27 protein-coding genes are annotated in these 26,212 nt (G+C 46.1%); 18 read left to right on the top strand and 9 right to left on the bottom strand.

Going from position 1 to position 26,212, the window contains the following annotated elements; genetic code table 11:
* Positions 1–63 precede the first annotated feature (63 nt).
* Entirely contained in the window at positions 64–1,176 is a 1,113-nt protein-coding gene (gene dnaJ, locus LGT40_RS05595) for a molecular chaperone DnaJ (RefSeq protein WP_226076655.1), read from the top strand.
* A gap of 83 nt (positions 1,177–1,259) precedes the next feature.
* A complete protein-coding gene (dapB, locus tag LGT40_RS05590) occupies positions 1,260–2,069 on the top strand; it encodes a 4-hydroxy-tetrahydrodipicolinate reductase (protein ID WP_226076657.1) in 810 nt (269 codons plus the stop codon).
* Positions 2,070–2,111: 42 nt separating this feature from the next.
* Here the strand turns inward: dapB and LGT40_RS05585 are convergent, their stop codons facing one another.
* Positions 2,112–2,681: a tetratricopeptide repeat protein gene (locus LGT40_RS05585; RefSeq protein WP_226076659.1), complete on the bottom strand. Its 570-nt coding sequence runs from the start codon at positions 2,679–2,681 to the stop codon at positions 2,112–2,114.
* A gap of 8 nt (positions 2,682–2,689) precedes the next feature.
* Positions 2,690–5,026, bottom strand: coding sequence for a penicillin-binding protein 1B (mrcB, locus tag LGT40_RS05580; protein WP_226076661.1), 2,337 nt, complete (start codon positions 5,024–5,026; stop codon positions 2,690–2,692).
* A gap of 332 nt (positions 5,027–5,358) precedes the next feature.
* Here mrcB and LGT40_RS05575 point away from each other — a divergent pair, with 332 nt between their 5' ends.
* The 12 genes from LGT40_RS05575 (at position 5,359) to rluB (ending at position 17,954) form a co-directional block, all read left to right on the top strand.
* Entirely contained in the window at positions 5,359–5,916 is a 558-nt protein-coding gene (locus LGT40_RS05575; RefSeq protein WP_226076664.1) for a thioredoxin family protein, read from the top strand.
* A gap of 26 nt (positions 5,917–5,942) precedes the next feature.
* Positions 5,943–7,931, top strand: coding sequence for a transketolase (gene tkt, locus LGT40_RS05570; protein WP_226076666.1), 1,989 nt, complete (start codon positions 5,943–5,945; stop codon positions 7,929–7,931).
* A 158-nt stretch (positions 7,932–8,089) separates the two neighbouring features.
* On the top strand, positions 8,090–9,088 hold the full coding sequence (gene gap, locus LGT40_RS05565) for a type I glyceraldehyde-3-phosphate dehydrogenase (RefSeq protein ID WP_226076668.1): 999 nt from the start codon (positions 8,090–8,092) through the stop codon (positions 9,086–9,088).
* A gap of 125 nt (positions 9,089–9,213) precedes the next feature.
* Positions 9,214–10,398, top strand: coding sequence for a phosphoglycerate kinase (locus LGT40_RS05560; RefSeq protein WP_226076670.1), 1,185 nt, complete (start codon positions 9,214–9,216; stop codon positions 10,396–10,398).
* A 16-nt stretch (positions 10,399–10,414) separates the two neighbouring features.
* On the top strand, positions 10,415–11,881 hold the full coding sequence (gene pyk, locus LGT40_RS05555; protein WP_226076672.1) for a pyruvate kinase: 1,467 nt from the start codon (positions 10,415–10,417) through the stop codon (positions 11,879–11,881).
* A 24-nt stretch (positions 11,882–11,905) separates the two neighbouring features.
* On the top strand, positions 11,906–12,976 hold the full coding sequence (fba, locus tag LGT40_RS05550; protein ID WP_226076676.1) for a class II fructose-bisphosphate aldolase: 1,071 nt from the start codon (positions 11,906–11,908) through the stop codon (positions 12,974–12,976).
* Between the two features lie 142 nt (positions 12,977–13,118).
* A complete protein-coding gene (gene crcB, locus LGT40_RS05545; RefSeq protein WP_226076679.1) occupies positions 13,119–13,493 on the top strand; it encodes a fluoride efflux transporter CrcB in 375 nt (124 codons plus the stop codon).
* Entirely contained in the window at positions 13,490–13,780 is a 291-nt protein-coding gene (locus LGT40_RS05540) for a DUF190 domain-containing protein (RefSeq protein ID WP_226076681.1), read from the top strand. The genes crcB and LGT40_RS05540 overlap by 4 nt, the downstream gene beginning before the upstream one ends.
* A 1-nt stretch (position 13,781) precedes the next feature.
* The gene (serS, locus tag LGT40_RS05535; protein ID WP_226076683.1) at positions 13,782–15,056 is read left to right on the top strand and encodes a serine--tRNA ligase; all 1,275 of its coding nucleotides are present in this window, start codon (positions 13,782–13,784) and stop codon (positions 15,054–15,056) included.
* The gene (locus LGT40_RS05530; RefSeq protein ID WP_226076690.1) at positions 15,049–15,729 is read left to right on the top strand and encodes a site-2 protease family protein; all 681 of its coding nucleotides are present in this window, start codon (positions 15,049–15,051) and stop codon (positions 15,727–15,729) included. Before serS ends, LGT40_RS05530 begins: the two co-directional genes overlap by 8 nt.
* Before the next feature lie 35 nt (positions 15,730–15,764).
* Positions 15,765–16,982 (top strand): tryptophan--tRNA ligase, encoded by a 1,218-nt coding sequence (locus tag LGT40_RS05525; protein ID WP_226076691.1) that lies wholly within the window; start codon positions 15,765–15,767, stop codon positions 16,980–16,982.
* A 30-nt stretch (positions 16,983–17,012) separates the two neighbouring features.
* Positions 17,013–17,954: a 23S rRNA pseudouridine(2605) synthase RluB gene (gene rluB / locus LGT40_RS05520; RefSeq protein WP_226076694.1), complete on the top strand. Its 942-nt coding sequence runs from the start codon at positions 17,013–17,015 to the stop codon at positions 17,952–17,954.
* Here rluB and LGT40_RS05515 read toward each other — a convergent pair.
* From LGT40_RS05515 to ispB, 7 genes are all read right to left on the bottom strand, one after another.
* Entirely contained in the window at positions 17,951–18,877 is a 927-nt protein-coding gene (locus LGT40_RS05515) for a GGDEF domain-containing protein (RefSeq protein WP_226076697.1), read from the bottom strand. The two genes, rluB and LGT40_RS05515, sit on opposite strands and share 4 nt — an antisense overlap.
* Before the next feature lie 88 nt (positions 18,878–18,965).
* Positions 18,966–19,727 (bottom strand): SDR family NAD(P)-dependent oxidoreductase, encoded by a 762-nt coding sequence (locus tag LGT40_RS05510; protein WP_226076700.1) that lies wholly within the window; start codon positions 19,725–19,727, stop codon positions 18,966–18,968.
* 6 nt (positions 19,728–19,733) lie between these two features.
* Positions 19,734–20,099 (bottom strand): hypothetical protein, encoded by a 366-nt coding sequence (locus LGT40_RS05505; protein ID WP_226076703.1) that lies wholly within the window; start codon positions 20,097–20,099, stop codon positions 19,734–19,736.
* A gap of 70 nt (positions 20,100–20,169) precedes the next feature.
* Positions 20,170–21,453: a hydroxysqualene dehydroxylase HpnE gene (hpnE, locus tag LGT40_RS05500; RefSeq protein WP_226076726.1), complete on the bottom strand. Its 1,284-nt coding sequence runs from the start codon at positions 21,451–21,453 to the stop codon at positions 20,170–20,172.
* A gap of 1 nt (position 21,454) precedes the next feature.
* Positions 21,455–22,312 (bottom strand): presqualene diphosphate synthase HpnD, encoded by an 858-nt coding sequence (gene hpnD / locus LGT40_RS05495; RefSeq protein WP_226076737.1) that lies wholly within the window; start codon positions 22,310–22,312, stop codon positions 21,455–21,457.
* Positions 22,309–22,611: a (2Fe-2S) ferredoxin domain-containing protein gene (locus LGT40_RS05490; RefSeq protein WP_226076739.1), complete on the bottom strand. Its 303-nt coding sequence runs from the start codon at positions 22,609–22,611 to the stop codon at positions 22,309–22,311. Before LGT40_RS05490 ends, hpnD begins: the two co-directional genes overlap by 4 nt.
* A 63-nt stretch (positions 22,612–22,674) precedes the next feature.
* Entirely contained in the window at positions 22,675–23,643 is a 969-nt protein-coding gene (ispB, locus tag LGT40_RS05485; protein ID WP_226076741.1) for an octaprenyl diphosphate synthase, read from the bottom strand.
* Positions 23,644–23,809: 166 nt separating this feature from the next.
* Between ispB and rplU the strand changes: the two genes are divergently transcribed.
* The 4 genes from rplU to proB form a co-directional block, all read left to right on the top strand.
* Positions 23,810–24,121, top strand: coding sequence for a 50S ribosomal protein L21 (gene rplU, locus LGT40_RS05480; RefSeq protein ID WP_226076743.1), 312 nt, complete (start codon positions 23,810–23,812; stop codon positions 24,119–24,121).
* A 27-nt stretch (positions 24,122–24,148) separates the two neighbouring features.
* Positions 24,149–24,406, top strand: a complete 258-nt coding sequence (gene rpmA / locus LGT40_RS05475; protein ID WP_226076747.1) for a 50S ribosomal protein L27 — start codon at positions 24,149–24,151, stop codon at positions 24,404–24,406.
* A 96-nt stretch (positions 24,407–24,502) separates the two neighbouring features.
* Complete coding sequence (cgtA, locus tag LGT40_RS05470; RefSeq protein WP_226076781.1) at positions 24,503–25,552, top strand: Obg family GTPase CgtA; 1,050 nt, start codon at positions 24,503–24,505, stop codon at positions 25,550–25,552.
* Between the two features lie 2 nt (positions 25,553–25,554).
* Positions 25,555–26,212, top strand: a 658-nt coding sequence (gene proB, locus LGT40_RS05465; protein WP_226343170.1) for a glutamate 5-kinase, incomplete at its 3' end; no start/stop codon positions are given.

Below are 26,212 nucleotides of genomic sequence, written 5' to 3'. Positions count from 1 at the left end.
ATAAACAGGCGTAGGCATCGAGCTTACGCCTGTCTTGTTTAAGAGATACAAGAAAACACATACATGGCCAAACAAGACTATTACGAACTACTTGGTATATCGCGCACGGCGACAGAAGCTGAAATTAAAAAAGCATATCGTCGCATGGCGATGAAATATCATCCTGATCGTAATCCGGATGATGCTACTGCCGAAGCCAGGTTTAAAGAAGCCAAAGAAGCTTACGAAATTCTTTCAGACTCCCAAAAGCGTGCTGCTTATGACCAGTTTGGTCATGCTGGTGTAGATAACAGCGCCGGAGGCGGCGGATTCAGAAGTTCGGGCGGTTTCAGTGACATCTTTGGTGATGTCTTCAATGATATTTTCGGTGGCGGCGGTGCGGCTGGGCAAAGCTTTCGTGGTGCAGATCTACGCTATCGACTTGATTTGACACTGGAAGAAGCCGTCGCTGGCACTACAGCGAAGATCCGTATTCCGGTCAATGTCGAATGTAAAACCTGTAATGGTTCAGGCGCCAAGCCAGGAACTCAACCTGTCACCTGTACCACATGTGGTGGACATGGTCAGGTACGTATCCAACAAGGCTTTTTCACGGTGCAACAGGCTTGTCCGCACTGCCGTGGTACGGGTCAGATGATTCAGGACCCATGTGGTGATTGTCACGGACAAGGGGTAGTGCAGGAACATAAAACGCTCTCGGTTAAAGTACCTGCCGGTGTGAATACGGGTGATCGCATTCGCCTTGCTGGTGAAGGTGAAGCCGGTAGCCGAGGTGCTCCAGCGGGTGATTTATATGTTGAAGTAGCGGTTAAACGACACGATGTATTTACCCGTGATGGCAATAACCTGTTTGCCGATGTGCCTATCAGCTTTACCACTGCCTGCCTGGGAGGCGAACTGGAAGTTCCCACATTGCAGGGTAAAGCCATATTGAAAGTGCCTGAAGGGACTCAAACCGGCCAGCAATTTAAACTGCGGGGTAAAGGTGTCAAATCGGTGCGCACCGGTGACGTCGGCGATTTAATGTGCCGCGTGATTATTGAAACACCGGTTAAATTATCAAAAAAACAAAAAGAGTTGTTGCAGGAATTTGCTGAAACGATGGAGGGTTCGGGAGCAACCCACAGTCCAAAACACGAATCGTGGCTTGATGCTGTAAAACGTTTTTTTGAATAAGACATTTGCCAACAGGAAGCTGACTGGGCTATTTTTGCCAGCCAGCTTTTTTATTTTCTGATTACCGCCATAAGGAATAAGTCATGGCTATTAATATTGCGATTAACGGTGCCGCTGGCCGTATGGGCCGCTGTCTGATTCAAGCTGTCGCTGAAACTGATGGTTTACAGCTTTCAGCTGCCATTGATCGACCTGAATCGTCGTTAATTGGTGTAGATGCTGGCGAGTTGGCGGGAGTCGGTAAATTAGGCGTTATATTGTCAGCCGATCTGGATGTGGCAACTCAGCAATCCGATATCATCATTGACTTTACAATACCTGAAGCCACAATGGCGCTTTTACCGTTATGTGCCCGGAATCAATGCCGCCCGGTCATTGGTACCACCGGATTTGATGAAGCGCAAAAACAGCTTATTCAACAAACTGCCGATAACATTGCGACGTTGCTAGCGCCCAATATGAGCGTTGGCGTGAACCTCTCCCTGAAATTGCTTGATATGGCTGCGCGCGTATTGGGCGATAGTGTTGATATCGAGATTATCGAAGCCCATCACCGTCATAAAGTGGATGCGCCTTCCGGTACTGCCCTGAGAATGGGGGAAGTGGTTGCAGATGCTTTGGGCCGTGATCTAAAAGAGTGTGCTATTTATGGCCGTGAAGGTCGCACTGGCGAACGCGATCGCAATACTATTGGTTTTGCGACTGTCAGAGCGGGCGATATTGTTGGTGATCACACGGTGTTATTTGCTGCTGAGGGAGAGCGTGTTGAAATTACACATAAAGCTTCAAGCCGAATGACCTTTGCCTATGGTGCAATGCGAGCATCCAAATGGCTGATGGAGCAGCAAACCGGACTGTTTGATATGCAGGACGTTTTAGATTTACGAAACTAGTTTGAGCATTGGTAGCCGTTATTAACTGCTACAAACTGCGGCCTAATAGCGTGCCGCCTGTTCGCGCGCTGTTTTTGCTCCATCTTTATCTCCCGCTTTAATGCGAATATCGGCGAGTAATAACCAAAAGCGTTTTTGCTCGGCATTATTGCCTTGAGCGTAGGACACCCCTTTTAACGCTACTTGTTCCGCTAAACGAAAATCTTCCAGCGCATAGTGTGCTTTTGCGAGCTGGTAATAGACTTTTGGATCGCGTGGCGCTATTCGTTGAGCACGTTGTAATCGTGATTGGGCTGCTGACATATTGCCTTGTTGTTGGTATTTTTCAGCATCGCTTAATAATGCCAATACTGCTGGATTGGTGGGGGCCGGTGCAGGTTTTGGTGCAGGAAGTTCCTCGGCAGTTGGCACGTCCGGTGGTAAGGGCATTGTTTGTGATCTGGCCGTTGACGCTGCGTCAGACTGCGGTTGAGTCGGAGTTGAAGGCTGTGAACGAGCGGGTATTTCTCTATTTTCTACGGGTGGTTTTTGAACCGGTGCGGTAGTACAGGCAGATAAAAACATGACCATCAAGGCCAAGATAAAAAAGGGCTTTGCTACGGTATTCAACATTTTAAAACCTATCTGAAGATATCTTTGACCCAATCAATAGACCGTTTGATGGGGTTTTCAATAAATGTTTCTTCTGGCAGGGCACAGGCTGCGGTCTCAGTCGGTTGGGTACCTGCAATAAACGGAATTTGTAGTGCATTCTCGCACAAACCGTCGGCAAGTTTTCCACTTAACGGATCAACCCATAACATTTCAATCCCTTCAGGCATGGCGGGTTCAAATGACTGTAATGGTTCCTGTGCAATAAATCTGGTCCAGGCTCGAAGAGCACCAGTTGAGCCGGTAATCGGCATTGGACTGTTATCATCCAGTCCTAGCCAGACGACGGCCAGTCGATTTCCGGTAAATCCCGCGAACCAGCTGTCGCGTTGTTGATCCGATGTTCCTGTTTTCCCTGCGCTATTGATATTAATTGGCAACTGTTGATAAATGCTCCGTGCTGTTCCACTACGGGTGACCTGTTGCAAATTGTACTGCAGCAAAAACATAGGCTTTTCGTCAATGCTCTGTTGCAATTGGAATGGATAACTCGATAATGGCTCACCAGCACTATCTGTCACCGTTCGAATCGTGCGAGGGGGAATTTGAAATCCTCCAGCAGCAATTGTCTGGTACATTGCTGCCACTTCCAGCGTTGATAAACTTTGCGCACCTAATAACAATGACGGATAAGCATCCATAGGCCGATCAACACCAAGACGTTTCAAGGTGTCGATCACTTTCTCTACACCCAGCTCCATTCCCAGTTGTGCAGTCGAGAGATTATAAGAATGTGTCAACGCAGCATGCAGTGGAACCAAACCATGAGTTTGTCCATCGTAGTTTTTGGGAGTCCAGCTTTGCTGGTTGGGCAAAGTGAGGCTAAAAGGTGAATCATCCAGCTCACTTATTAAGGTGTAGCCCTGCTCTAATGCCGTAAGATAAACAGCTGGCTTGACCAGTGAACCTATCGGGCGACTGGCATCCAAAGCGCGGTTAAACCCCTGATAACGAGTGTTTTTGTCGCCAATCAATGCCAATACCTCACCCGTCTGGGGATCGGTAACGACCATACTGCCCTGCAGTTTAGTCATGCTTTCACCATAAGAGCGAGTCAACTCATCAATTGTGCTAACCAGAGACGTTTCTGCTTTATGCTGACTAATCGGATCGAGACTGGTAAAAATCTGCAGGCCTTCTGAGCCAAGATCTTCGTCTTTATACTCGCGGCGTAACTGTCTTTTGACTAGGTCAATGTAGGCCGGATAAGCTTCTTTCATGGAACTACCTGCTGGCACGACATCCAGCTCTGCCGTTGAGGCCAACATATATTCTTCATCATTGATCGAACCTTGCTGATGCAAAACGCTAAGTACCAGGTTCCGCCGTGCTTTGGCACGCTCAGGGTTACGGCGCGGATCGTAATATGACGGACCTTTCACCAGTCCAGCCAGTAATGCCAATTGATGTAGTTCGAGCTCCTGTATGGGTTGAGCAAAATAGTGGGCCGCGCCGAGACCAAAACCATGAATCGCACGATTTCCAGATTGTCCCAGATAAACTTCGTTTAAATAAGCTTCAAGAATTTCTTCTTTGCTGTAATGCCATTCGAGGATCATCGCCATGGGTATTTCCAGCATTTTACGAAGCAGCGTGCGATCGGCGGTCAGATAAAAGTTCTTGATTAATTGTTGGGTTAACGTACTGCCACCCTGTACAAATGCCCCTGCCCGAAGATTAGCCCACATCGCGCGGGCAATACCTTTTGGAGAAATCCCAAAGTGATCGTAAAAGTCGCGATCTTCAATGGCGATCAGAGCATCAATAAAAGCCTGAGGCGCCTCTTCAAGCTGAATTAAATCGCGATCTTCGTTATTCAGAGGGTAAATACCGCCAATCAGAGCCGGTTCCAGACGAATTAAGGTCAGTGGTTGCTGATCTGCTGAACGCATCTGATTCAAGCTGTCACCATTGAACTCCAAGATGAGTTGTCTGGCAGGTTCATACTCCTCTGGAAACTGAAAGCCACGAGTGGAAAGTGTTGCACTGGAACGAGAGAAAGCGACTTCACCAGTTGCATCAACTTGTTCTACAAAGTGATACCCCAATGCCTTTAACTCAATTTTCAGATCATCGATTGAGAGTTGCGCGCCACTGTAGAGTTCAAGTGGTCTGGCATACACTTTAGCTGGCAAGGCCCAGCGTTTACCTTCAAACTCACTACGAACTCGGAAATCCAGAATGGCAATGCCGACCGCTCCGCTGACAGTAACAAGCAACAACAAAAACAGAATGACTCTTGCGCTCATTACGCGGCGAAAGACTGATTTTGATTTTTTAGTTTTGAATGATTTATGTTTGGTCACAATGGGATCTTAAAGTATTAAATTGATATAAAGGGCGGACTGCATATGTCAGCAAAATATTAAGGTAGTTTCATCAGGTTTTACGTTAATGTCTTCTTGTCCTTCTAATTTTCTTCCAGTGCCGGCATAGTCTCAGGACAAACTTTGCAGATAACATATTGTAAACTGATTCGACAATGTCGCCATCTGCTACTAAGTTGTGGTTTCTGCTGAAATTCCTAATTTAGCGTTGTTAAATTTTTTCTGGTACGATCCCGAGTCGCAATTTATTTCCATAACGGTCATTTTCGGTTTGATATGCGCCGAAAATCTTAAAAATCTAACGGAAGCCTATGGTTAGTACAGAAACACCAATATGTGAATTTGGCAAGCCAGCCATCGACTTTTCATTGCCGGGAACGGATGGCAAGATTTGGACTTTAAATGACTGTCGTGGCGAAAAAGGCCTTTTGGTTATGTTTATTTGTAATCACTGTCCTTATGTTAAAGCTGTGTTGGATAGACTAGTCCGTGATACTAATGAACTCAAACAGCTGGGCATCAATTCTGTGGCAATTTCTGCCAATGATGTCGCTGATTATCCTGAAGACTCTTTCGAAAACATGAAAACGGTTGCCGAACAAAACGGGTTTTCTTTTCCATATCTGTATGACGAAAGCCAAGAGGTTGCGCAAGCTTATGGCGCGGTATGCACCCCGGATTTTTTTGGCTATAACAAAGATCTGACCTTGCAGTATCGTGGCCGCCTTGATGCCAGCCGTAAAGAAGCCGCTCCAGCGGACGTACGCCGTGATTTATTTGAAGCGATGAAACAAGTTGCTGAAACGGGTCACGGTCCAGAACAACAGATACCCAGTATGGGCTGTTCCATTAAATGGCGAGCAGCTTAATTTTTTTTAATAGGAGAACGTAGATAATGGCTACACGTAGACATTTAGCAAATGCAATCCGTGCGTTAAGTATGGATGCAGTGCAAAAAGCGAATTCCGGCCATCCAGGTGCCCCAATGGGTATGGCGGATATTGCTGAAGTATTGTGGAATGACCACATGAAACACAACCCGAACAACCCGAAATGGGCTGATCGTGATCGTTTCATTTTGTCTAACGGCCACGGCTCTATGCTGATTTACTCATTGTTGCATTTGAGTGGTTATGACTTGCCGATGGATTCAATCAAAACTTTCCGTCAACTGCACTCACAATGTGCTGGTCACCCTGAATATGGTTATGCACCGGGTGTAGAAACGACGACGGGTCCTTTAGGTCAAGGTATTTCCAACGGCGTTGGTTTTGCGATGGCTGAAAAGTTAATGGCGCATCAGTTCAACAAACCTGGTCATGACATCGTTAATCACCATACCTATGTTTTCATGGGTGATGGCTGTTTAATGGAAGGTGTTTCTCATGAAGCATGTGCTTTGGCCGGTACCTGGGGTCTGGGCAATCTGATCGCATTCTGGGATGACAACAATATCTCTATCGACGGACACATTGATGGCTGGTACACCGATGACACCGTCAAGCGTTTTGAAGCTTACGGCTGGCACGTCCAATCTGTTGATGGTCACGATGCCGATGCAATCAACAAAGCTATTGCAGAAGCGAAGAAAGTCACAGACAAACCATCACTGATCTGCTGCAAAACCATCATTGGTTACGGTTCACCAAACAAATGTTCAAGCCATGATTGCCATGGTGCTGCATTGGGTGAAGAAGAAGTTGCACTGACTCGTAAACAACTTGGTTGGGAATATGAGCCGTTTGTCATTCCAGAAGATGTTTATGCTGGTTGGAATGCCAAAGATAAAGGCGATGCTGCAGAAGCGGCATGGAATGAAAAATTTGCAGCCTATGAAAAAGAATATCCAGAATTAGCTGCTGAATTCAAACGTCGTATGGCGGGTGACTTGCCAGCTAACTGGAAACAGGCAACTGATGCATTTATCGCTGAAACCAATGAAAAAGCGGAAAGCCTGGCTTCACGTCAAGCTTCGCAAAAAGCAATTACTGCTTTAGCACCGATCCTGCCTGAATTCCTGGGTGGTTCTGCTGACTTGACTGGTTCTAACCTGACAAGCTGCCCAAGTTTCAAACATGTTTCTGGTAAAGAGCCAGGTAACTACATTTCATATGGTGTTCGTGAGTTTGGTATGTACGCGATCATGAATGGTATGGCGTTGCATGGTGGTTTGCTGCCATTTGGCGGTACTTTCCACATGTTCTCTGACTATGCGAAATCAGCTCTGCGTATGGCTGCGTTGATGAAACAACGTACTATCGCTGTGTTGACGCATGACTCAATCGGTCAGGGTGAAGATGGTCCTACTCACCAACCCATCGAAAATACTGCTGGTTTGCGTTACATCCCGAATATGGATGTTTGGCGTCCTGCAGATTCAGTTGAAGTGGCTGTTGCCTGGACATTCGCCGTAGAACGTATGGATGGTCCGACCAGCTTGGTATTGAGCCGTCAAGGCATCCCAGGCCGTAAACATGATGCAGCCGACTTTGAAGCGATTCGTAAAGGTGGTTATGTTCTGTCTGAAGCCAAAGGTGGCAAGGCTGACGTTATTCTGATCGCAACCGGTTCAGAAGTGGATCTGGCGGCTAAAGCTCAGGAAGCACTCGCTGAAGAAGGTATCAACGCTCGCGTTGTGTCTATGCCTTCTACCAATGTCTTTGATCGTCAGGATCAGGCATATAAAGACAGCGTTCTGACACCAGGCGTAAAACGTGTTTCTGTTGAAGCAGGTGTTACTGACTTCTGGCGTAAATATGTTGGTCTGGAAGGCGGCACTGTTGGTATCGATACCTTCGGTGAATCTGCTCCAGGTGGTGTTTTGATGAAACACTTCGGCTTTACTGTCGAAAATGTAGTTAAAACGGTTAAATCGGTTCTGTAATTTAAAGAACTGTTTTTAGCGAGCTAAATGGGAATGACCAGTAGATGAAAATCTACTGGTCATTTTTCTAAAGATAAACAGATCCTTGTCTGATAACTGCAGTTTTTAAAAGATTTCAGTTCTGAGACACGATATCAAACCGATTCAGAGGAAACAGAATGACTATCAAGGTGGGTATTAATGGTTTTGGCCGTATCGGTCGTATGGCATTTAGGGCGGCTGCCAAAGATTTTCCTGAGATCGAGGTAGTCGCGATTAACGACCTGCTTGATCCCGAGTATCTGGCCTATATGCTCAAATATGATTCTGTGCATGGTCGGTTTGACGGTGATGTAGAAGTAAAGGATGGACATTTGGTTGTGAACGGTAAAACCATCCGTGTAACAGCTCAACGTAATCCTGCTGATTTGCAATGGGATGAGGTCGGTGCTGATTTGATTATCGAATGCACGGGATTTTTCCTGACCGAAGAGTCCTGTCAGGCTCATATCGAGGCGGGTGCCAGGAAAGTCGTTCAATCCGCCCCTTCTAAAGATCACACACCGATGTTTGTTTATGGTGTGAATCATAATTCATATGCTGGTCAGGCAATTGTGTCGGCGGCATCCTGCACTACCAATGCACTGGCTCCAGTTGCCAAAGTGTTGCATGACAGCTTTGGTATTAAACGTGGTTTGATGACCACGGTACATGCTGCCACTGCGACACAGAAAACGGTAGATGGTCCATCTATGAAAGATTGGCGCGGTGGTCGCGGTATTCTTGAAAATATCATTCCTTCCTCTACTGGCGCTGCTAAAGCAGTTGGTAAGGTGCTGCCTGAATTAAATGGTAAATTGACTGGTATGGCTTTCCGCGTACCTACATCAGATGTCTCAGTGGTCGATTTAACCGTTGAGTTAAACAGTGACGCTAGCTATGAAGCGATTTGCGCGGCAATGAAAACAGCTGCGGAAGGTGAGCTGAAGGGCGTTCTGGGATATACCGAAGAGAATGTAGTATCAACCGATTTTCGTGGTCACACTGCGCCATCAAACTTTGATGCCGGAGCAGGAATTGCGCTGGACAGCACGTTTGTTAAGGTCGTGGCATGGTATGACAATGAATATGGCTATACCTGCAACATGATGCGTTTGGTTCAACATGTAGCGGTTTAATGATGACTTAATCATCAAATTCGTTGATTAATTCAAGGCTTCCTGCAAAGGAAGCCTTTTTTTATGTAACGTGAAGGCTATAATCAGAACTAGTTCACAAAATTTATAAGAGAGGACAAGACCTTATGTCAGTAATAAAAATGGCCGATTTGGATTTGGCAGGAAAGCGGGTGTTAATACGACAGGATTTGAACGTACCGCTCAAGTCTGGCGTTGTAGCAGATGGCACTCGCATCCATGCCTCTTTACCGACCATTAAACTGGCATTGGAAAAAGGTGCCAAAGTGATGATCATGTCCCATCTGGGAAGGCCTACGGAAGGCGAATATGAACATAAATACTCGTTAGCGCCTGTAGCCAATTATCTTTCAGCATTATTGGAAATGCCGGTTCGGCTTGAACAGAACTGGCTTGAACCTGAATTTATTCCAGTCGAAGTCGGAGAGGTTGTGCTTTGTGAAAATGTGCGGTTTAACATTGGCGAAAAAGCGAATGATGATGCGCTGGCAAAGCGAATGGCCAAAATGTGTGATGTATTTGTGATGGATGCCTTTGGCACGGCTCATCGCGCGCATGCGTCAACTCATGGTATTGCGAAATATGCCGTTACTGCTTGTGCCGGTCCTTTACTCTCGGCAGAGTTAGAAGCGTTATCCAAGGCATTGGACAATCCTGCCAGACCGATGGTCGCCATCGTGGGTGGTTCCAAGGTGTCCACCAAACTGACGGTATTGGAAACCCTGTCTAAAAAAGTGGATCAGTTAATTGTCGGCGGTGGTATTGCTAATACATTTATTGCCGCTGCTGGCTACAATGTTGGTAAATCGTTATATGAGCCTGATTTAGTGGATACCTGTAAACGACTATCAGCGGAAGCAATTAGTCGTGGTGGTAGTATCCCTGTCCCCCGGGATGTTGTCTGTGGTAAATATTTTGCTGAAAATGCGGAAGCCGAATTAAAGCCGGTTGATAGGGTGGCGGATGACGACATGATTTTTGATATCGGGCCGAAATCAGCCGCTGAGCTGGTTGAAATAATCAAACAAGCTGGTACGGTGGTGTGGAATGGACCACTTGGGGTTTTTGAGTTCAGCCAGTTTAGTGAAGGCACCAAAGAGATTGCGATGGCTATCGCAGAATCTGATGCCTTCTCAATTGCCGGTGGCGGTGACACCCTTGCAGCAGTCTCAAAATACAAAATTTGTGATGATGTTTCATATATCTCTACGGGTGGTGGTGCTTTTCTGGAATTTCTGGAAGGCAAAAAATTACCGGCTGTGGACATCCTGGAACAGCGAGCCCGTGAGTAATCAATGAGTTATTAATATGCCAGCGCGTCGAAGAACGAAAATTGTTGCTACCTTGGGGCCTGCGACAAAAGACTCTATTGTCCTTGACGCGTTGATAGCCGCAGGTATGGATGTAGTGCGGCTCAATTTTTCCCACGGCGCAGCACAAACTCATATTGATATGGCGGAACGCGTTCGAAACCGGGCTCAGGCTTTTGATCGCCAGATCGGTGTGTTGGTTGATTTACAAGGACCGAAAATACGTATTTCCCGCTTTAAACAGGGTGGGGTAGAACTGACTGAAAATGCGCATTTCGTGTTAGATGCCGCGTTAGCGAACGATGCAGGCGATAATCATCAGGTTGGTGTCGACTATAAATCCCTTCCTCACGATGTAAAGCGGGGTGATACCTTATTACTTGATGATGGGCGGATTGTACTGTTGGTTGAAACGGTCATTGGGCAACAAATTCATTGTCGTGTCAGCGTTGGCGGGTTGCTGACCGATAATAAAGGCATAAACCGACAGGGTGGTGGATTATCGGCTTCGGCTTTGACTGCCAAAGACATGGCCGACATTAAGACCGCCGCTGCGATGCAGGCCGATTATCTTGCTGTCTCATTTCCTCGCAGCGCTGAAGATATCCATTTAGCACGTCGTTTACTACGTGATGCCGGAGGACATGGCGGTATTATTGCCAAGATTGAACGGGCGGAAGCGTTGGACGATATTGATGCCATTCTTGAGGCTTCCGAAGGAATTATGGTCGCCCGAGGCGACTTAGGGGTAGAAATGGGCGATGCTGCGTTACCCCCCATTCAAAAGCAGCTTATATCTAAAGCCAGGCGGATGAACCGACTGACCATCACAGCGACCCAAATGATGGAATCCATGATTGAAAATCCGATTCCTACCCGGGCAGAAGTATTCGACGTAGCCAATGCCGTATTGGATGGCACTGATGCCGTTATGTTGTCAGGTGAGACGGCGGTAGGCCATTATCCTGTCAAGGTAATTGAAGCGATGGACCGCATATGTTTACAGGCTGAACAACAGCGGGAGATTCGTGTTTCCAGGCATCGCATCGATTCAAAATTTGAACGTATTGATGAAGCCATAGCTATGGCAGCCATGTATACGGCTAACCATCTCGATGTCAAAGCAATTGCGGCCATGACAGAATCGGGCTCATCGCCTTTGTGGATGTCGCGTATCAGTTCCGGTATTCCCATTTTTGCGTTAACGCCGCATGTGGCGACAGCACGCAAAGTGACGCTATATCGGGGGGTATACCCGGTAAGCTTTGTGGTTGAACATACCGATCACGTTGCACTCAATAAGGAAGCTATTGAAGAATTGCAGCGTCGCGGCGTCGTGAAAGATGGTGATATAGTGATCATTACCAAAGGTGATCTTGAAGTACAGGGCAGCACCAATACAATCAAAATTGTAAAGGTGGGTGAACTGGTTGAGCTTCCTTCTCAAGGAAACGCTAGTGAATAAATATCAGTGTGTGGAGATTAGCAAATGGCATTAGTATCAATGCGACAGTTACTGGATTATGCTGCTGAACATCACTTTGCTATTCCTGCATTCAACGTCAGTAATATGGAACAGGTGCATGCCATTATGCAGGCTGCCGATGCCGAAGACAGCCCCGTGATTATGCAGGGCAGTGCCGGTGCCCGTGATTATGCGGGTGAGCCATTTCTTCGTCATTTAATTCTCGCCGCGGTTGAAGCTTATCCTCACATTCCTTTAGTGATGCATCAGGATCATGGTGCCAATCCCGCGATATGTGCCCGTTCCATTCAATCCGGCTTCAGCTCGGTGATGATGGATGGCTCATTGCTGGAGGATATGAAAACGCCTTCGGATTTTGACTATAACGTGACAGTAACTCGTAAAGTCAGTGAAATGGCACATGCCTGTGGGGTTTCGGTAGAAGGAGAGCTCGGTTGTCTGGGGTCACTGGAAACCGGCATGATGGGAGAAGAAGATGGTCATGGAGCCGAGGGCAAACTGGATCATAGTCAGTTGTTAACTGATCCTGATGAAGCTGTTGAATTTGTGAAACAAACCCATGTTGATGCTTTAGCCGTGGCGATTGGAACCAGCCATGGTGCCTATAAATTTACCCAGCCACCGACCGGGGATGTATTAGCCATCAGCCATTTGAAAACCTTACAACAGCGTCTGCCAACTACGCATTTTGTAATGCATGGTTCCAGTTCAGTGCCTCAGGACTGGTTGGAAATCATCAATACTCATGGCGGCAATATTGGTCAGACCTATGGCGTGCCCGTTGAAGAAATTGTGGAAGGCATTAAGTATGGCGTACGCAAAGTGAATATTGATACCGATTTGCGGATGGCGTCGACCGGGGCTATCCGACAGTTTTTGAGCGATGAAAAAAATGCAGCGGTATTTGACCCGCGTAAGTTTTATAAAGCAGCGACCAAAGCCATGCAATCCATTTGTCAGGCCAGATATGAAGCTTTTGGTAGTGCGGGTCATGCCAGCAAGATCAAGCCAATTTCATTACATGACATGGTAGAACGTTATCGTAGTGGCGAACTGGCACCCCAGGTAAATTAGTGTTGATTTGCTCAGGAGTTAGGATCAATCATTGCTTTTTCTCGACTGATCATGAGTAACAGACAGAGGTTAATACATTCGCTGCCAGTCTTTGTCATGATTCAGGTAAAATAACCTACTTGCGAATCACAGGGCTTATCCCGTGTTACAACTTTTTGCTATCGCTATTGGTGGCGCTGTTGGAGCTTTATTGCGTTTTGTTATGTCCAACGGTGTCCATAAACTATTTGGTCGCGAGTTCCCATATGGAACATTAGCGGTCAATGTACTTGGTTCATTGCTCATTGGAGTATTGTTTATCCTGCTGATTGAAAAACTGGCTATAGCAACAGAGTGGCGTGCAGGTTTATTGGTTGGGTTACTTGGCGCTTTCACAACCTTTTCAACATTTTCTTTGGAAACCTTTACGTTGATGGAAAATGGGGCTTTTCTTAAAGCGGGATTAAATGTGTTCTTAAGCGTTGTGTTATGTCTGGCCGCAACCTGGTTAGGTATTAGTCTTGGAAGACAACTATGAATCTGACATTGGTAAGAGTTTATTTATCTGATGGACGACATGAAGTGCGGCAGATGATTCAATGGTTTGAGCAAAACAAGATTCAATTTACAGTGTTTCGGGGCATCGCAGGCCTGGGTTCCGACGGTTTAGTTCACAAAGCCTCCATATTGGATCTTTCTTCGGATCTGCCAATGGTTATTGAGTTTTTTGATAAACCTGAGCAAATAAACGATATCATCAACAAAATAAAAACAATGGTTGAAGCTGATCATATAGTCAGCTGGCCAGTGCAAAGCGGAATTTAACATGTTAGACCTAAAATTATTACGAACTGAACCGCAATCAGTCGCTGCGGCTTTGGCTCGTCGTGGCTTTAAGTTGGATGTCGAGCTGCTGGAAACACTCGAAGCAGAGCGCCGTCAGGCACAACTTGATGCACAATCATTACAAACGGAACGTAATGCTCGGTCAAAAATGATTGGTAAAGCAAAAGCATCGGGTGAAGATATTGCACCATTGCTCGCTGAAATTGATGATTTAGGCGATCAACATAAGGCTGCAGAGGCCCGGTTAGCCAAAGTGCTGGATCAGCTTAATGATCTGGCTATGGGTATTCCCAATATCCCACAGGACGATGTGCCTGCAGGGAAAGATGAACAGGACAATGTCGAGGTTTCCCGTTGGGGCACGCCACGGCAATTTGAGTTTGAAGCAAAAGATCACGTCGATCTGGGTGCCGGTCTGCAGCAGATGGATTTTGAAACGGCAGCAAAAATTACCGGTGCGCGGTTTGTTACATTAACCGGTCAGCTGGCTCGTCTGCAAAGGGCTTTAATCCAGTTGATGTTGGATACCCATATCACCGAACATGGCTATACCGAAACCTATGTACCATATCTGGTCAATGCCGATTCATTACGTGGTACCGGTCAGTTACCCAAGTTTGCCGAAGATTTGTTTGCTGTTGATGATGGTCAGCTTTATTTAATCCCGACTGCTGAAGTCCCAGTGACAAATATTGTGCGTGACAGTATTGTTGATGCCGCACAGTTGCCATTGAAGTTTGTCGCGCATACGCCATGTTTTCGTAGCGAAGCCGGTTCTCATGGTCGTGATGTGCGTGGGTTGATTCGTCAGCATCAATTCGAAAAAGTCGAACTGGTACAAATTGTTGCGCCGGAAGCATCGGCTGATGCGCATGAACAGTTGACCGGACAGGCTGAAAAAATCCTGCAGATGCTGGATTTACCCTATCGTAAAATGCTGCTTTGTACTGGCGATATGGGGTTTTCTTCAACGAAGACTTACGATCTCGAAGTCTGGTTACCCAGCCAGAATACTTATCGTGAGATCTCTTCCTGCAGTAACTTTGGTGACTTTCAGGCACGCCGCATGCAAGCGCGCTGGCGTAATCCTCAAACCGGTAAACCGGAGCTGGTCCACACATTAAATGGCTCCGGTCTGGCTGTGGGGCGGACCTTATTAGCTATTCTGGAAAATCATCAACAGGCCGATGGCAGTATCATTATCCCCGAGCCACTTCGTGCCTATATGGGCGGTGTGGATAAAATTCATGGGTGATGAGTTTAGTCTGATCCAGAAGATCATTATCTGGACATTACCGGTTTTATTTGCGATTACCGTACATGAAGTTGCACATGGTTGGGCCGCATTAAAGCTGGGTGATAAAACCGCCCAGATGATGGGGCGTCTGACGCTTAATCCCATTAAACATATTGATCCTTTAGGGACGATTCTCGTGCCTGGATTATTATTAATGTTTACCGGATTTATGTTTGGCTGGGCCAAACCCGTCCCGGTGACTTTCCAGAATTTGCGCAATCCAAAAAAAGATATGGCATGGGTCGCTTTAGCTGGACCGTGCGCCAACCTGGTCATGGGGTTTTTATGGGCTATGGTGGCCAAACTCGGTTTATTGTTGGCGGTAAAGGATGTGCTTATATCTGGCCCTATGATTTATATGGGTGTAGCGGGTGTTCTGGTCAATGGTATGTTGATGTTGCTTAACCTATTACCCCTGCCACCATTGGATGGCGGTAGAGTATTAGTGAGTATTTTGCCGCCTCACCTGGCCTGGCGAGTGGAAAAAATTGAACCTTACGGTTTTTTTATCTTGCTGGCATTACTCTATTTTGGCATCGTTATGATGATTTTATGGCCGTTGATGCAGGCTTATATGGGATTGCTGGCATTTATTTTTGATATGCCGATGCAAGTATTTTTTATTTTGTAGAACACTGAATTGAGCAAGCTCATCAGGAGATTATTTTGGACACGGTAGCTTATCAGTCACGACGTATTGTTTCAGGCATGCGCCCTACAGGGCAATTGCATTTGGGGCATTATCATGGCGTACTGAAAAATTGGATTAAATTACAACATGAATTTGATTGCTTCTTTTTCGTGGCTGACTGGCATGCCTTGACGACGCATTATGAAGATAGCCGGGTGATTGAAGACAGTGTCTGGGAAATGGTCATTGATTGGTTGGCAGCAGGTATTGAGCCGTCCTCTGCGTCACTCTTCCTGCAGTCGCGTGTGCCCGAACATGCCGAACTGCATTTATTGTTATCTATGATTACGCCTCTTTCCTGGCTGGAACGTGTGCCGACCTACAAAGATCAGCAGGAAAAACTGAAAGAAAAAGATTTATCGACTTATGGTTTTTTGGGATATCCCCTGCTGCAAAGTGCAGATATATTGATTTATCGGGCAGGACAAGTTCCAGTTGGTGAAGATCAGGTCGTGCATGTTGAATTAACACGGGAGATTGCCCGTCGTTTTAATCATATTTATGGACGTGAAGCGGATTTTGAAGAAAAAGCCGAAGCAGCCGTAAAGAAAATGGGTAAGAAAAACGCGAAATTATATAACCATTTGCGTAAAGCCTATCAGGAACAGGGTGATGCAGAAGCGTTGCAGACTGCGCGTGAACTGTTAAAAAATCAGCAAAGTCTGGCGCTCGGCGATATGGAACGCTTGTTTGGTTTTCTGGAAGGTGGCGGAAAGGTCATTCTGCCTGAACCTAAAGCATTACTGACGCCAGCGTCGAAAATGCCAGGATTGGATGGCCAAAAAATGTCCAAGTCTTATGGCAATACGATTTCATTAAGAGAATCGGATCAGTCTGTAGCCGAAAAAATTAAACGGATGCCAACGGATCCAAATCGGGTGCGCCGTACTGATCCGGGTGAGCCGGAAAAATGTCCTGTATGGCAATTACATGAAGTCTATTCTGACGAAGCGCAAAAGCAATGGGTTCAAGAAGGTTGCCGTTCAGCTGCAATCGGTTGCCTGGATTGTAAAGGACCGCTTATTGATTCGGTGATTGCCGAACTTAAACCCATCCGCACACGTGCGGAAGATTTCAGCCGACATCCAGAAGATGTACGACGTATTATTGATGATGGTAGTGCTGCAGCAAGAGAAGTGGCTCAGGAAACATTGAGTGAAGTGCGTGCAGCAATGGGTCTGGCTTATAAATAGCCCCAGTAAATAGCCCAAGGAATAATCATTATGTCTGAAAGAATACAAAAAGTACTGGCGCGTGCCGGTTACGGTTCACGCCGCTTGATTGAGAGTTGGATCAAAGATGGCAAATTGCAGGTCAACGGTGTGCCAGCCACATTGGGTGATCAGATTTCTGAGAAAGACAGAGTTACGCTTGAAGGCCGGCCTTTATCATCCAAGCGTATCTGGCAACAGGCTATGCCTCAGGTTTTGCTGTATCACAAACCGGTTGGTGAAGTTTGCACCCGCAACGATCCGGAAGGCCGTAGAACCATTTATCAATCTTTACCGGTTCCAGAAGAGGGCCGTTGGGTCAGTGTTGGGCGTCTGGATTTAAATACCAGTGGTTTGATTATTCTGACGACCGATGGGGAACTGGCGAATCAATTAATGCATCCATCCAATGAAATGGATAGAGAATACGCGGTTAGGGTCTTGGGTGATGTGACATCCGAAATGATGCAGACATTACGCGATGGGGTTGAGTTGGAAGATGGTAAAGCACATTTTTCTGATATTCAGCCAGGCGGTGGTGAAGGTGCAAACAGCTGGTTTCATGTGGTTATCCAGGAAGGCCGTAATCGTGAAGTAAGACGGTTATGGGAAAGCCAGGGTGTCCAGGTGAGCCGTTTAGTCCGTTTGCGTTACGGACCGGTGATTATGCCTAATAAGCTTAAACCGGGACGTTGGATGATGCTGGAAGGTAAAGAATTAGAGTATCTCTATGAAGAGGCGGGCTTGAAAACCAAAGCTGCTAAACGAGGCGCCAAAGCAGCTGCCGAAAAAGGTGTGCCGGCTAAAGCTGCCAATGTCGAAAAAGCGGCAAAACCAAAATGGCCAGATAAATCAGCAAAAGCGGCAACAAAGAGCACCTCTCCCCGATCAGGAAAACGTGAAGTGCCACAAACTAAAAAAGGCCCGCGTGTTCGTGGTCGGAGTGAACGTTAAATATCACTGCGCGAGGTGACGACCTGATTGCGGCCGGCAAATTTTGCCTGATACAGCGCTTCATCGGCCTTCAGAAATAAACTCTCCGCGGATTCACCTACGCATAGCTCTGCCAGACCAATGCTAATGGTAAGTGGAAATTGTTGTTCGATATTGAATTGATTTAAGTCGGAAATTGCCAGGCGAAGCCGTTCTGCTGCAAGTAGAGCGGCTTCATGGTGACTGTGACTAAGTACAACTGCGAATTCTTCACCCCCAATACGAAACAGAGCATCACTACGTCTCAGACTTGAAAACAATGCATCGGCCACACGACATAATGTTTCATCGCCCACCTGATGACCAAAGATATCATTGATTTTTTTAAAGCAATCAATGTCTAAAATTAACAGTGAAAGTGGCAATCGTAAACGATGGGCAAGGTCGACTTCACGTTCAATCGTATTTTTATAAGCCTGTCTGTTTGGAAGCTGAGTTAATGTGTCTGTTAATGCAGCGTCTAATGCCCGAGCATATTGCAGACTGTTTCTAAGCGGATAGACCAGCTTGCACAGTAAATCTTCTACCAGATGAATCTCGGAGTCAGAGAAGCGATAAGCACGGCTTAATGTGATTTGTCCCAGATACTCACGGTCAATTTCCAATTGATAATTGCATTTATGGTGGCGTTTTGACCCAAGTCTAAACTCAAATTTATTATCAGGATGCGTAAACTGCAGGCCACTATGGGCCAGAAGAGGTTTGATCTGTTCGTCAAAAAGTCTCAGCAATTGTCTGGTATCCAACGAGGTCTGCAAAATTAAAGGTAATTTTACTAACGTATCATCACGCTCAACAGAAGCCGGTTTGGCCGTTACAACAGAAACCGTATTTTGTTCTAACCGCCGCAAATTGGTGGTGTCTGAGGGGAGTGAATGGATCATAAACACGCTCGTAAATAAAATAATGTATTAAAACCATGCTAAATGTATGCCACGGTTTAAATTATCAATAAATACAATGCGTTATTTTTTATGCCAAAACTTTGACGGGGAGTTCCATCTGCGCATTCAAACATTGACCATGTAAATGGCCGCTTTGATCGCTGGCAAGGTAGAGGTAAGCCGGAATGACAGCAGTGGGTTCTGGTAGATGTTGAGCATCGGCAGCTGGATAGACTCTGGCATGCAATTTGGTTTTTACTTGGCCAGGATCGATACAATTTACTCTGACCTTAGCGGCGGCAGCCATTTCTAGCGATAATTGATGACATAGACACTCCAAGGCCGCTTTACTCAATCCATAAGCGCCACGATAAGCCTTATCATGTTGGCTGTCAGTAGTAAAAATAATGAAGGATTGCTGCTCATTAGCTTGCAGCAGAGGAAGACATGCATGGGTTAATAAAAATGCTGCAGTCAAATTCACCTGTAGCGTATCGCACCACTGCTTGATGTCCTGATTAGCAATCGGCGCTAATTGACCGACATCCGCTGCACAATGGACCAATCCATCAAGGCGACCAAATGTATCGTGAATACTTTGGATAAGTTGCTGGTAATCATCAGCTTTCGCGCCTTTGAAATCCACAGGGAATATGGCGGGTTCAATACCACTTTCCTGAAGAATGACATCGTACAATTTTTCTAACTGGGCAATATTTTTGTCTAGCAGAATTATTGTCGCACCATGTCTTGCATAGGCTAAAGCTACTTCGCTACCGATGCCGCCAAGGGCACCGGTAACAAGCACAACTTTACCGCTGAGTATAGATTGCTCAGCTTGTGACAACATGTATATTTATTCGGATTTAGGAACAATACGACCGTAGGTGACTTTACCATCTAATAATTGTGCGCTGATTAAAGCATCATCATTATGCCATTCAAGCGTTTCCATCTTCATTTGATCTAAAGTTCTTTCCTGAGCAATATCTGGTTCACCATAAGCCGAGATAAGTTCGTCTCTGGTCATTCCAGCTTGAATACCGTTTTCGTTAGCTTCAGAGGTTGCTTCTGTCGCTTCGGGTGCTGATTCAGCAGTTGCAGGAGATGATGTTTCTGTTTCGCTGCTATCTGTAACAGCAGTATCACTTTCATCACTGCAGGCGATCAGGGCCAGACTCAGAAAAAGACCGGTAAAAATTAAACGCATACGATTTAACATGGCATCCCCTCTTTAGGTTTAATGAACTAATATCCGAGTATAACAAGCAATCGCAAGGATATCGACATGTCTAAGGTAAATTTCCCATTAAAATGCTTTCAGCAGCACGATAGCCATTTATAACGGCACTTTCTAATGTGGCTGGATAACGGTTTTCAGCGTAATCACCAGCAATCCAAAGGCCATCAATTGTTGTTTTACAGCTTGGTCTTTGTTTGTTCTCAACCACACCGCAACAAAATGTAGCTCTTTTCTCTCTGATCACATGCGCGGTTTGATAGTTAGCCGGTAATTCCGGTAAAAGCTTTGTTAACTCTATAAGGACCTGTTCAGTCAGTTGCATTTTTGTCAGTGATTCATGTTCTCCAGGTCCGCTGATAACGACGGCGATTAAACCTGGAGACTGGTTGGACCGATCCAATACCCATTGAGGCAATGAATTACTCAAACCAATAATAGGCGTGCCCAGTCGAAAATTCGGGGAATATTGTAAGTAGATGGTGCTGATTGGATAGTCGATAACTTTTGGAAGAGTAAGCTCTTCACCCAAGAGCTTGTAAAGCATATGGGGAGATACCGCTACAATAAGATTATTGGTAGCAATAAATTCATGGTGACTTGTAACCACACCCAAAACCTTGCCAGACTCAATCACTATTTTTTCAATACGATTTTGTAATCTTACTTCACCACCGTGTTCTTCAATAAAATGCCTCGCGGGCTGCGGTATTAAATCCCCAAGAGGTTTATTGGGTATTAATAAATCAGCTGAGTGCCTTTTGGCCAACAGGCTGTCTCTCAGCGTGGAGGCAAATACACTGGCTGATGCTTGCTCTATGGGCGTGTTCATAATCGCCAGACATAAAGGCATCCACAATTGAGTAACGAGTCGCGATGATTGATTGGTCTGTTGACACCACTGTTGCACCGTGATGTTTTCGGAATAGGAAGCCGATTTTATCTGAACTGCAATACGTAAAAATCGCAAGAGATCCTGCCAGCCTAGACTCGAACAAAGCTTTGGCAGAAGGGCTATTTGCCAGGGTAATGATGGATGTGCTGATAAATGCAGTGGTGGAAAGTCGGGATCAATGATTTTAAGATCCAATGGTCTTCGTTGAAAAACGCTGTTTTCTTCGATGTCGATTCGCTTAAGCAGATCCAGCATATTTTGGTATGCACCAATCATCAGATGCTGACCATTGTCTAGTTCGCGATCTTGCCATTTGACGGTGCGGGCACGCCCACCAAGTTGTTTTGCGGCATCAAAAACTATGGGGTTATGTCCTGCTTCCGCTAGACGAACCGCCGCCGCAAGACCACTCCATCCACCACCAATAATGAGGGGGCGCATGTTATCGGTTACTTTTAGCGAGCTTTTTTTCACGTCGTATAGTGCACCATGCCAGCCATAATTTACGAACAGGTGTGAGTGATACCCGTTGTTTCATTACCTGAAATTTATCAGCAGCAATTTCTTGTAATGTCGTGCGATAGATTTCCGCCATGATGAGTGCAGTGCATTGATGATAGCGATCTTTGGGTGGCAGCAGCTGCATAGCTTCCTGGTAAAATCCTTCAGCACGTTTAGCCTGAAACTCCAATAACCTGGTTAATTCATCAGTTTGTTGCAAAGTCAGGATACTTTGTTCGCTGACTCCAAATTGTTGCATCTCGTCTAAAGGAAGATAAATCCGGCCGCGTTCAGCGTCTTCGCGTACATCACGAATAATATTTGTGAGCTGAAAAGCAAGGCCAAGCTTTTCGGCAAATTTCAGCGTTTTCCGATCGGAAAAACCGAATACTTGTGCCGACAGCAAACCCACCACGCTGGCAACACGGTGACAATATAAAGCTAAATTTTTATAAGCTGGATAACGGTGCTGAGTTAAATCCATTTCCATGCCATCAATGATCTCGTGAAAATATTCTTCATGCAGATCAAAATTCTGCAAGGTTTCGGTGAGCGCTTTACCCACTGGATGAGTTGGCTGGCCGAGAAAGGTGTTTGATACTTCCTGACGCCACCAGGCAAGCGTTTGTGCCGCCACGAGTGGATCACTTATCTCATCAACAGCATCATCAACTTCACGACAAAAAGCGTATAGCGCCATGATGGCATCACGTTTTTTGGTTGGTAAAAAAAGAAAGCTGTAATAGAAGCTTGAGCCACTCTTTGCCGCTTTATCCCGGCAATATTGCTGAGGTGTCATTTTAGCAAGCGCTCGACAATTTTGCCGTTCACCAGATGAGTATCAATGATTTCGTCAATATCAGCCTTGTCATGATATTGATACCAGACGCCCTCAGGGTAAATCACCATTATTGGGCCCAATTTACAGCGATTCAGGCAACCTGAGTTATTGACCCGGACTTTTTTTAATTTGAGATCTTTGACACGTTGTTTAGCGTAATCACGCAGAGACTGCGCCCCATGCTCTTCGCAATAGTCACTGCCATCATCACGTTGATGCGTGCAAATAAACATATGATATTTATATATTTCAGCCATAGTGGTTCAGCCTAAACAAACCGTGTTGAATATACAAAATGAATTATTTTGCATAAATCGTCATTAAAACTGCCGGGAAACCGCAAAATCAGCCAGTCCAATCAGAGCGGCTTTATATTCTGAGTCGGCAACGATGTCGAGATTCGCCTTGGCTTGTTCGACTTCTTTGCGAGCGGCAGCAGCGGTGTAGTCAATAGCGCCAGTGCTATGGATTATGTCAATAATGTCATTAATTTTATTGCGCTGGCCCTGTTCAATCGCCTCACGAATAACCGCCGATTGTTCTCCGGACCCATGTTGCATTGCGTAAATAAGCGGCAATGTCGGTTTACCTTCAGCCAGATCATCACCAATGTTTTTACCAATGGTTTCACTGGAGGCACTGTAATCCAGTAAGTCATCCACAAGCTGAAACGCGCTGCCAAGATGCATGGCATACTTCGCGAGTGCCGTTTCAACTTCCGCAGAAGCATTACTGATTAAGGCACCTAACTGTCCTGCGGCCTCAAATAATTTTGCGGTTTTATGATGAATCACCTGCAGATAGCGTTCTTCAGTTGTGTCGGCATCATGCACATTGAGCAGCTGTAATACTTCGCCTTCGGCAATGACATTAGTGGTGTGCGAGAGGATTTTCATCAAGCGCATGGAATCAAGTTCTACCATCAGCTCAAAAGCCCGGGTATAGAGAAAGTCCCCAACCAGGACACTGGCTTCATTTCCCCAAACTGTGTTTGCGGTTTCCTGACCGCGACGCATAGTCGAATTGTCCACCACATCATCATGTAATAGCGTCGCGGTATGGATGAACTCGATAATGGTCGCTAGGTTAATATGCGCGGTTGACTGATGATTACAAGCTCGTGCGCTAAGCAAAGCAATAGCCGGCCGTAAGCGTTTACCGCCACTATTGATGATGTAATGTCCGAGCTGATTAATTAATACAACCTCAGATTGCAGCCGATGTTGTATCATTGTGTCAACTGCATCCATATCCTGTTGGATAAGTGCGTAAATGGATTGTATATCCACGGGGCTTGTGTCTGCCTGTCTAGTTTAATTAAACGCGTACTTTCTCATGGGTAACGGTGATTCGCAAATAATTCAATTTGCATTTGATCTGTATGTAGAAAGCGGTTAAAATTCCCGGTCTTTTGTTGGGTTACCCACAATAACATTTATTTTTTTGGAGAAAGCGATGTACGCTATTGTCGCGACTGGTGGTAAGCAGTACCGAGTTAAAGAGGGCGAAAAGCTCCGTGTTGAAAAATTGCCAGGTGAAGTGGGTGATACCATTGAACTGGGTGAAGTTTTATTGATCGGTGAAGGCGAAGACATTAAAGTTGGCGCACCCTTCTTAGACGGCGCAAAAGTCACAGCAACAGTGGCCTCAGTCGGTCGTGCGGACAAAGTCAAAATCATCAAATTCCGTCGCCGTAAGCACCATCGGAAACAGATGGGACATCGTCAATCTTATACAGAAATCGAAATCACTGGCATCAGCGCCTAAGATTTCCAAATTTAAAGAGGATTTAACATGGCTCATAAGAAAGCTGGCGGTAGTACCCGCAACGGTCGCGATTCCGAGTCGAAACGCCTTGGTGTAAAACGCTTCGGTGGTGAAGCTGTATTAGGCGGTAATATTCTGGTTCGTCAACGTGGTACACGTTACCATGCAGGTCGCAATGTTGGTGTCGGTAGAGACCATACATTATTCGCGACAGCAAATGGTAAAGTTGTATTCGAAACAAAAGGTGCAAATAACCGCACATTTGTTAGCGTTATCGCTGAATAAAGAATTTGTTAGCCCGTTGGGGCAAACAGCTGAAAGCCCCGCTGATGCGGGGTTTTTTGTTTGTGGCAATTATTAAAAAATTATCTGGTCGGCAGTATGAAATTTGTTGATGAAGCGAAAATAAAAATCAGCGCGGGTGCCGGCGGAAATGGTTGCCTGAGCTTTCGTCGTGAAAAATATATCCCCTTCGGTGGTCCGGACGGCGGTGATGGTGGCGACGGTGGCGATGTGTATTTACTGGCAGATACTCAGGTTAATACACTGATTGATTTTCGCTATAAACGTAACTTTAAAGCACAACGTGGTGAACATGGTCGTGGCAAATTGTGCAGCGGTGCCCGTGGCGAAGATTTAATTATCAAAGTGCCGGTTGGTACAGAAGCCTGGGATGATGATACCAACGAACTCATCGGTGATCTTGCCAAGCACGGCGACAAACTCATGGTAGCGAAAGGTGGCTGGCACGGCTTAGGTAATGCCCGTTATAAATCCAGTATCAATCGTGCTCCTCGTCAAACCTCCGATGGTACACCGGGGGAAGAACGCAATTTGCGTCTGGAAATGAAGCTGTTGGCAGATGTCGGATTATTGGGATTACCCAATGCCGGAAAATCGACGTTTATCAGTCAGGTTTCAGCCGCTCAGCCAAAAGTAGCCGATTATCCTTTTACTACCTTGCACCCCAATCTTGGTGTGGTGACACTTAAAGATGTACGCAGCTTTGTCATTGCTGATATACCAGGGCTGGTAGAAGGCGCGGCCGAAGGTGCCGGTTTAGGTATTCAGTTCCTGAAACATTTAACCCGCACGCGCTTGTTATTGCATCTGGTTGATATGGCACCAGTAGATGTAAAACAGGATCCGGTTGAAAGCGTGAATATCATTAATCGTGAACTGCTTCATTACAGTGAAGCCCTTGGCAAGCAACCGCAGTGGTTGATCCTCAACAAAATGGATCTGGTCCCGGACGATATTCGTGATGAACTTACACAAGAAGTGCTGTCCCGGCTGAATTGGCAGGGACCGGTCTATAAAATCAGTGGCCAGACAGGTGAAGGCTGCGCGAAGTTGTGTGAAGATATCATGCAATATCTTGATGATTTACGTCAAAGTGAGCAGCCTCCCGCTAACCCCATTGAGGAATAACTGTGGAACATCCGCATCAGCAACTTTTATCAACCAAACGATGGGTGATTAAAATTGGTAGTGCTTTATTAACCAAGCCGGGAGAAGGCCTGGATGTGGATCGTATCCGCTGGCTGAGTGGCGAAATCGCTGAGCTGAGAAGTCAGGGTAAGGAGATTGTTCTGGTCACATCCGGTTCGGTTGCAGCGGGGATGCAACGATTAGGATGGCGACGACGTCCCCATGCCTTGCATCAATTACAAGCGGCAGCCAGTGTTGGGCAAATGGGACTTATCCATGCTTATGCGACAGCCTGTGAGCAGCATGGTATTCATACTGCCCAGATCCTCTTGACCCACTCTGATCTTGCTGACCGCGGTCGCCATCTTAACGCCCGTAGTGCGTTGCATACCTTGCTTGAGATGGGAATTCTGCCAGTAGTGAATGAAAATGACACCATTGCCACGGACGAAATCCGTTTTGGTGACAATGACACTCTGGCTGCAATGACCGCCAATCTGGTGGAAGCCGATGTATTAGTTATCCTTACCGACCAGGATGGGTTATTTGATAGCGATCCACGCTTAAATCCTAATGCCAGAATGCTGGCGGCCTCGGCGGCTAATAATCCGAATCTGGATAGTATGGCTGGTGACAGTAAAGGTGAATTAGGTCGGGGGG

Origin of the sequence: Methylophaga pinxianii (genome assembly GCF_020447225.1) — a bacterium.
Lineage (GTDB): Bacteria > Pseudomonadota > Gammaproteobacteria > Nitrosococcales > Methylophagaceae > Methylophaga > Methylophaga pinxianii.
Note: the sequence above shows the minus strand (reverse complement) of the source record. Positions and strands in the feature narration are given on the sequence as shown.

Bases quoted from the DNA above. Each gene is read 5' to 3' on its own strand.
- cgtA (WP_226076781.1), top strand. From the start codon at position 24,503: ATGAAATTTGTTGATGAAGCGAAAATAAAAATCAGCGCGGGTGCCGGC.
- serS (WP_226076683.1), top strand. From the start codon at position 13,782: ATGTTAGACCTAAAATTATTACGAACTGAACCGCAATCAGTCGCTGCG.
- hpnD (WP_226076737.1), bottom strand. From the start codon at position 22,312: ATGACACCTCAGCAATATTGCCGGGATAAAGCGGCAAAGAGTGGCTCA.
- LGT40_RS05515 (WP_226076697.1), bottom strand. From the start codon at position 18,877: ATGATCCATTCACTCCCCTCAGACACCACCAATTTGCGGCGGTTAGAA.
- LGT40_RS05560 (WP_226076670.1), top strand. From the start codon at position 9,214: ATGTCAGTAATAAAAATGGCCGATTTGGATTTGGCAGGAAAGCGGGTG.
- LGT40_RS05490 (WP_226076739.1), bottom strand. From the start codon at position 22,611: ATGGCTGAAATATATAAATATCATATGTTTATTTGCACGCATCAACGT.
- dapB (WP_226076657.1), top strand. From the start codon at position 1,260: ATGGCTATTAATATTGCGATTAACGGTGCCGCTGGCCGTATGGGCCGC.
- rplU (WP_226076743.1), top strand. From the start codon at position 23,810: ATGTACGCTATTGTCGCGACTGGTGGTAAGCAGTACCGAGTTAAAGAG.
- tkt (WP_226076666.1), top strand. From the start codon at position 5,943: ATGGCTACACGTAGACATTTAGCAAATGCAATCCGTGCGTTAAGTATG.
- rluB (WP_226076694.1), top strand. From the start codon at position 17,013: ATGTCTGAAAGAATACAAAAAGTACTGGCGCGTGCCGGTTACGGTTCA.
- LGT40_RS05530 (WP_226076690.1), top strand. From the start codon at position 15,049: ATGGGTGATGAGTTTAGTCTGATCCAGAAGATCATTATCTGGACATTA.
- dnaJ (WP_226076655.1), top strand. From the start codon at position 64: ATGGCCAAACAAGACTATTACGAACTACTTGGTATATCGCGCACGGCG.
- LGT40_RS05510 (WP_226076700.1), bottom strand. From the start codon at position 19,727: ATGTTGTCACAAGCTGAGCAATCTATACTCAGCGGTAAAGTTGTGCTT.
- LGT40_RS05540 (WP_226076681.1), top strand. From the start codon at position 13,490: ATGAATCTGACATTGGTAAGAGTTTATTTATCTGATGGACGACATGAA.
- LGT40_RS05505 (WP_226076703.1), bottom strand. From the start codon at position 20,099: ATGTTAAATCGTATGCGTTTAATTTTTACCGGTCTTTTTCTGAGTCTG.
- rpmA (WP_226076747.1), top strand. From the start codon at position 24,149: ATGGCTCATAAGAAAGCTGGCGGTAGTACCCGCAACGGTCGCGATTCC.
- fba (WP_226076676.1), top strand. From the start codon at position 11,906: ATGGCATTAGTATCAATGCGACAGTTACTGGATTATGCTGCTGAACAT.
- hpnE (WP_226076726.1), bottom strand. From the start codon at position 21,453: ATGCGCCCCCTCATTATTGGTGGTGGATGGAGTGGTCTTGCGGCGGCG.
- gap (WP_226076668.1), top strand. From the start codon at position 8,090: ATGACTATCAAGGTGGGTATTAATGGTTTTGGCCGTATCGGTCGTATG.
- pyk (WP_226076672.1), top strand. From the start codon at position 10,415: ATGCCAGCGCGTCGAAGAACGAAAATTGTTGCTACCTTGGGGCCTGCG.
- LGT40_RS05585 (WP_226076659.1), bottom strand. From the start codon at position 2,681: ATGTTGAATACCGTAGCAAAGCCCTTTTTTATCTTGGCCTTGATGGTC.
- LGT40_RS05575 (WP_226076664.1), top strand. From the start codon at position 5,359: ATGGTTAGTACAGAAACACCAATATGTGAATTTGGCAAGCCAGCCATC.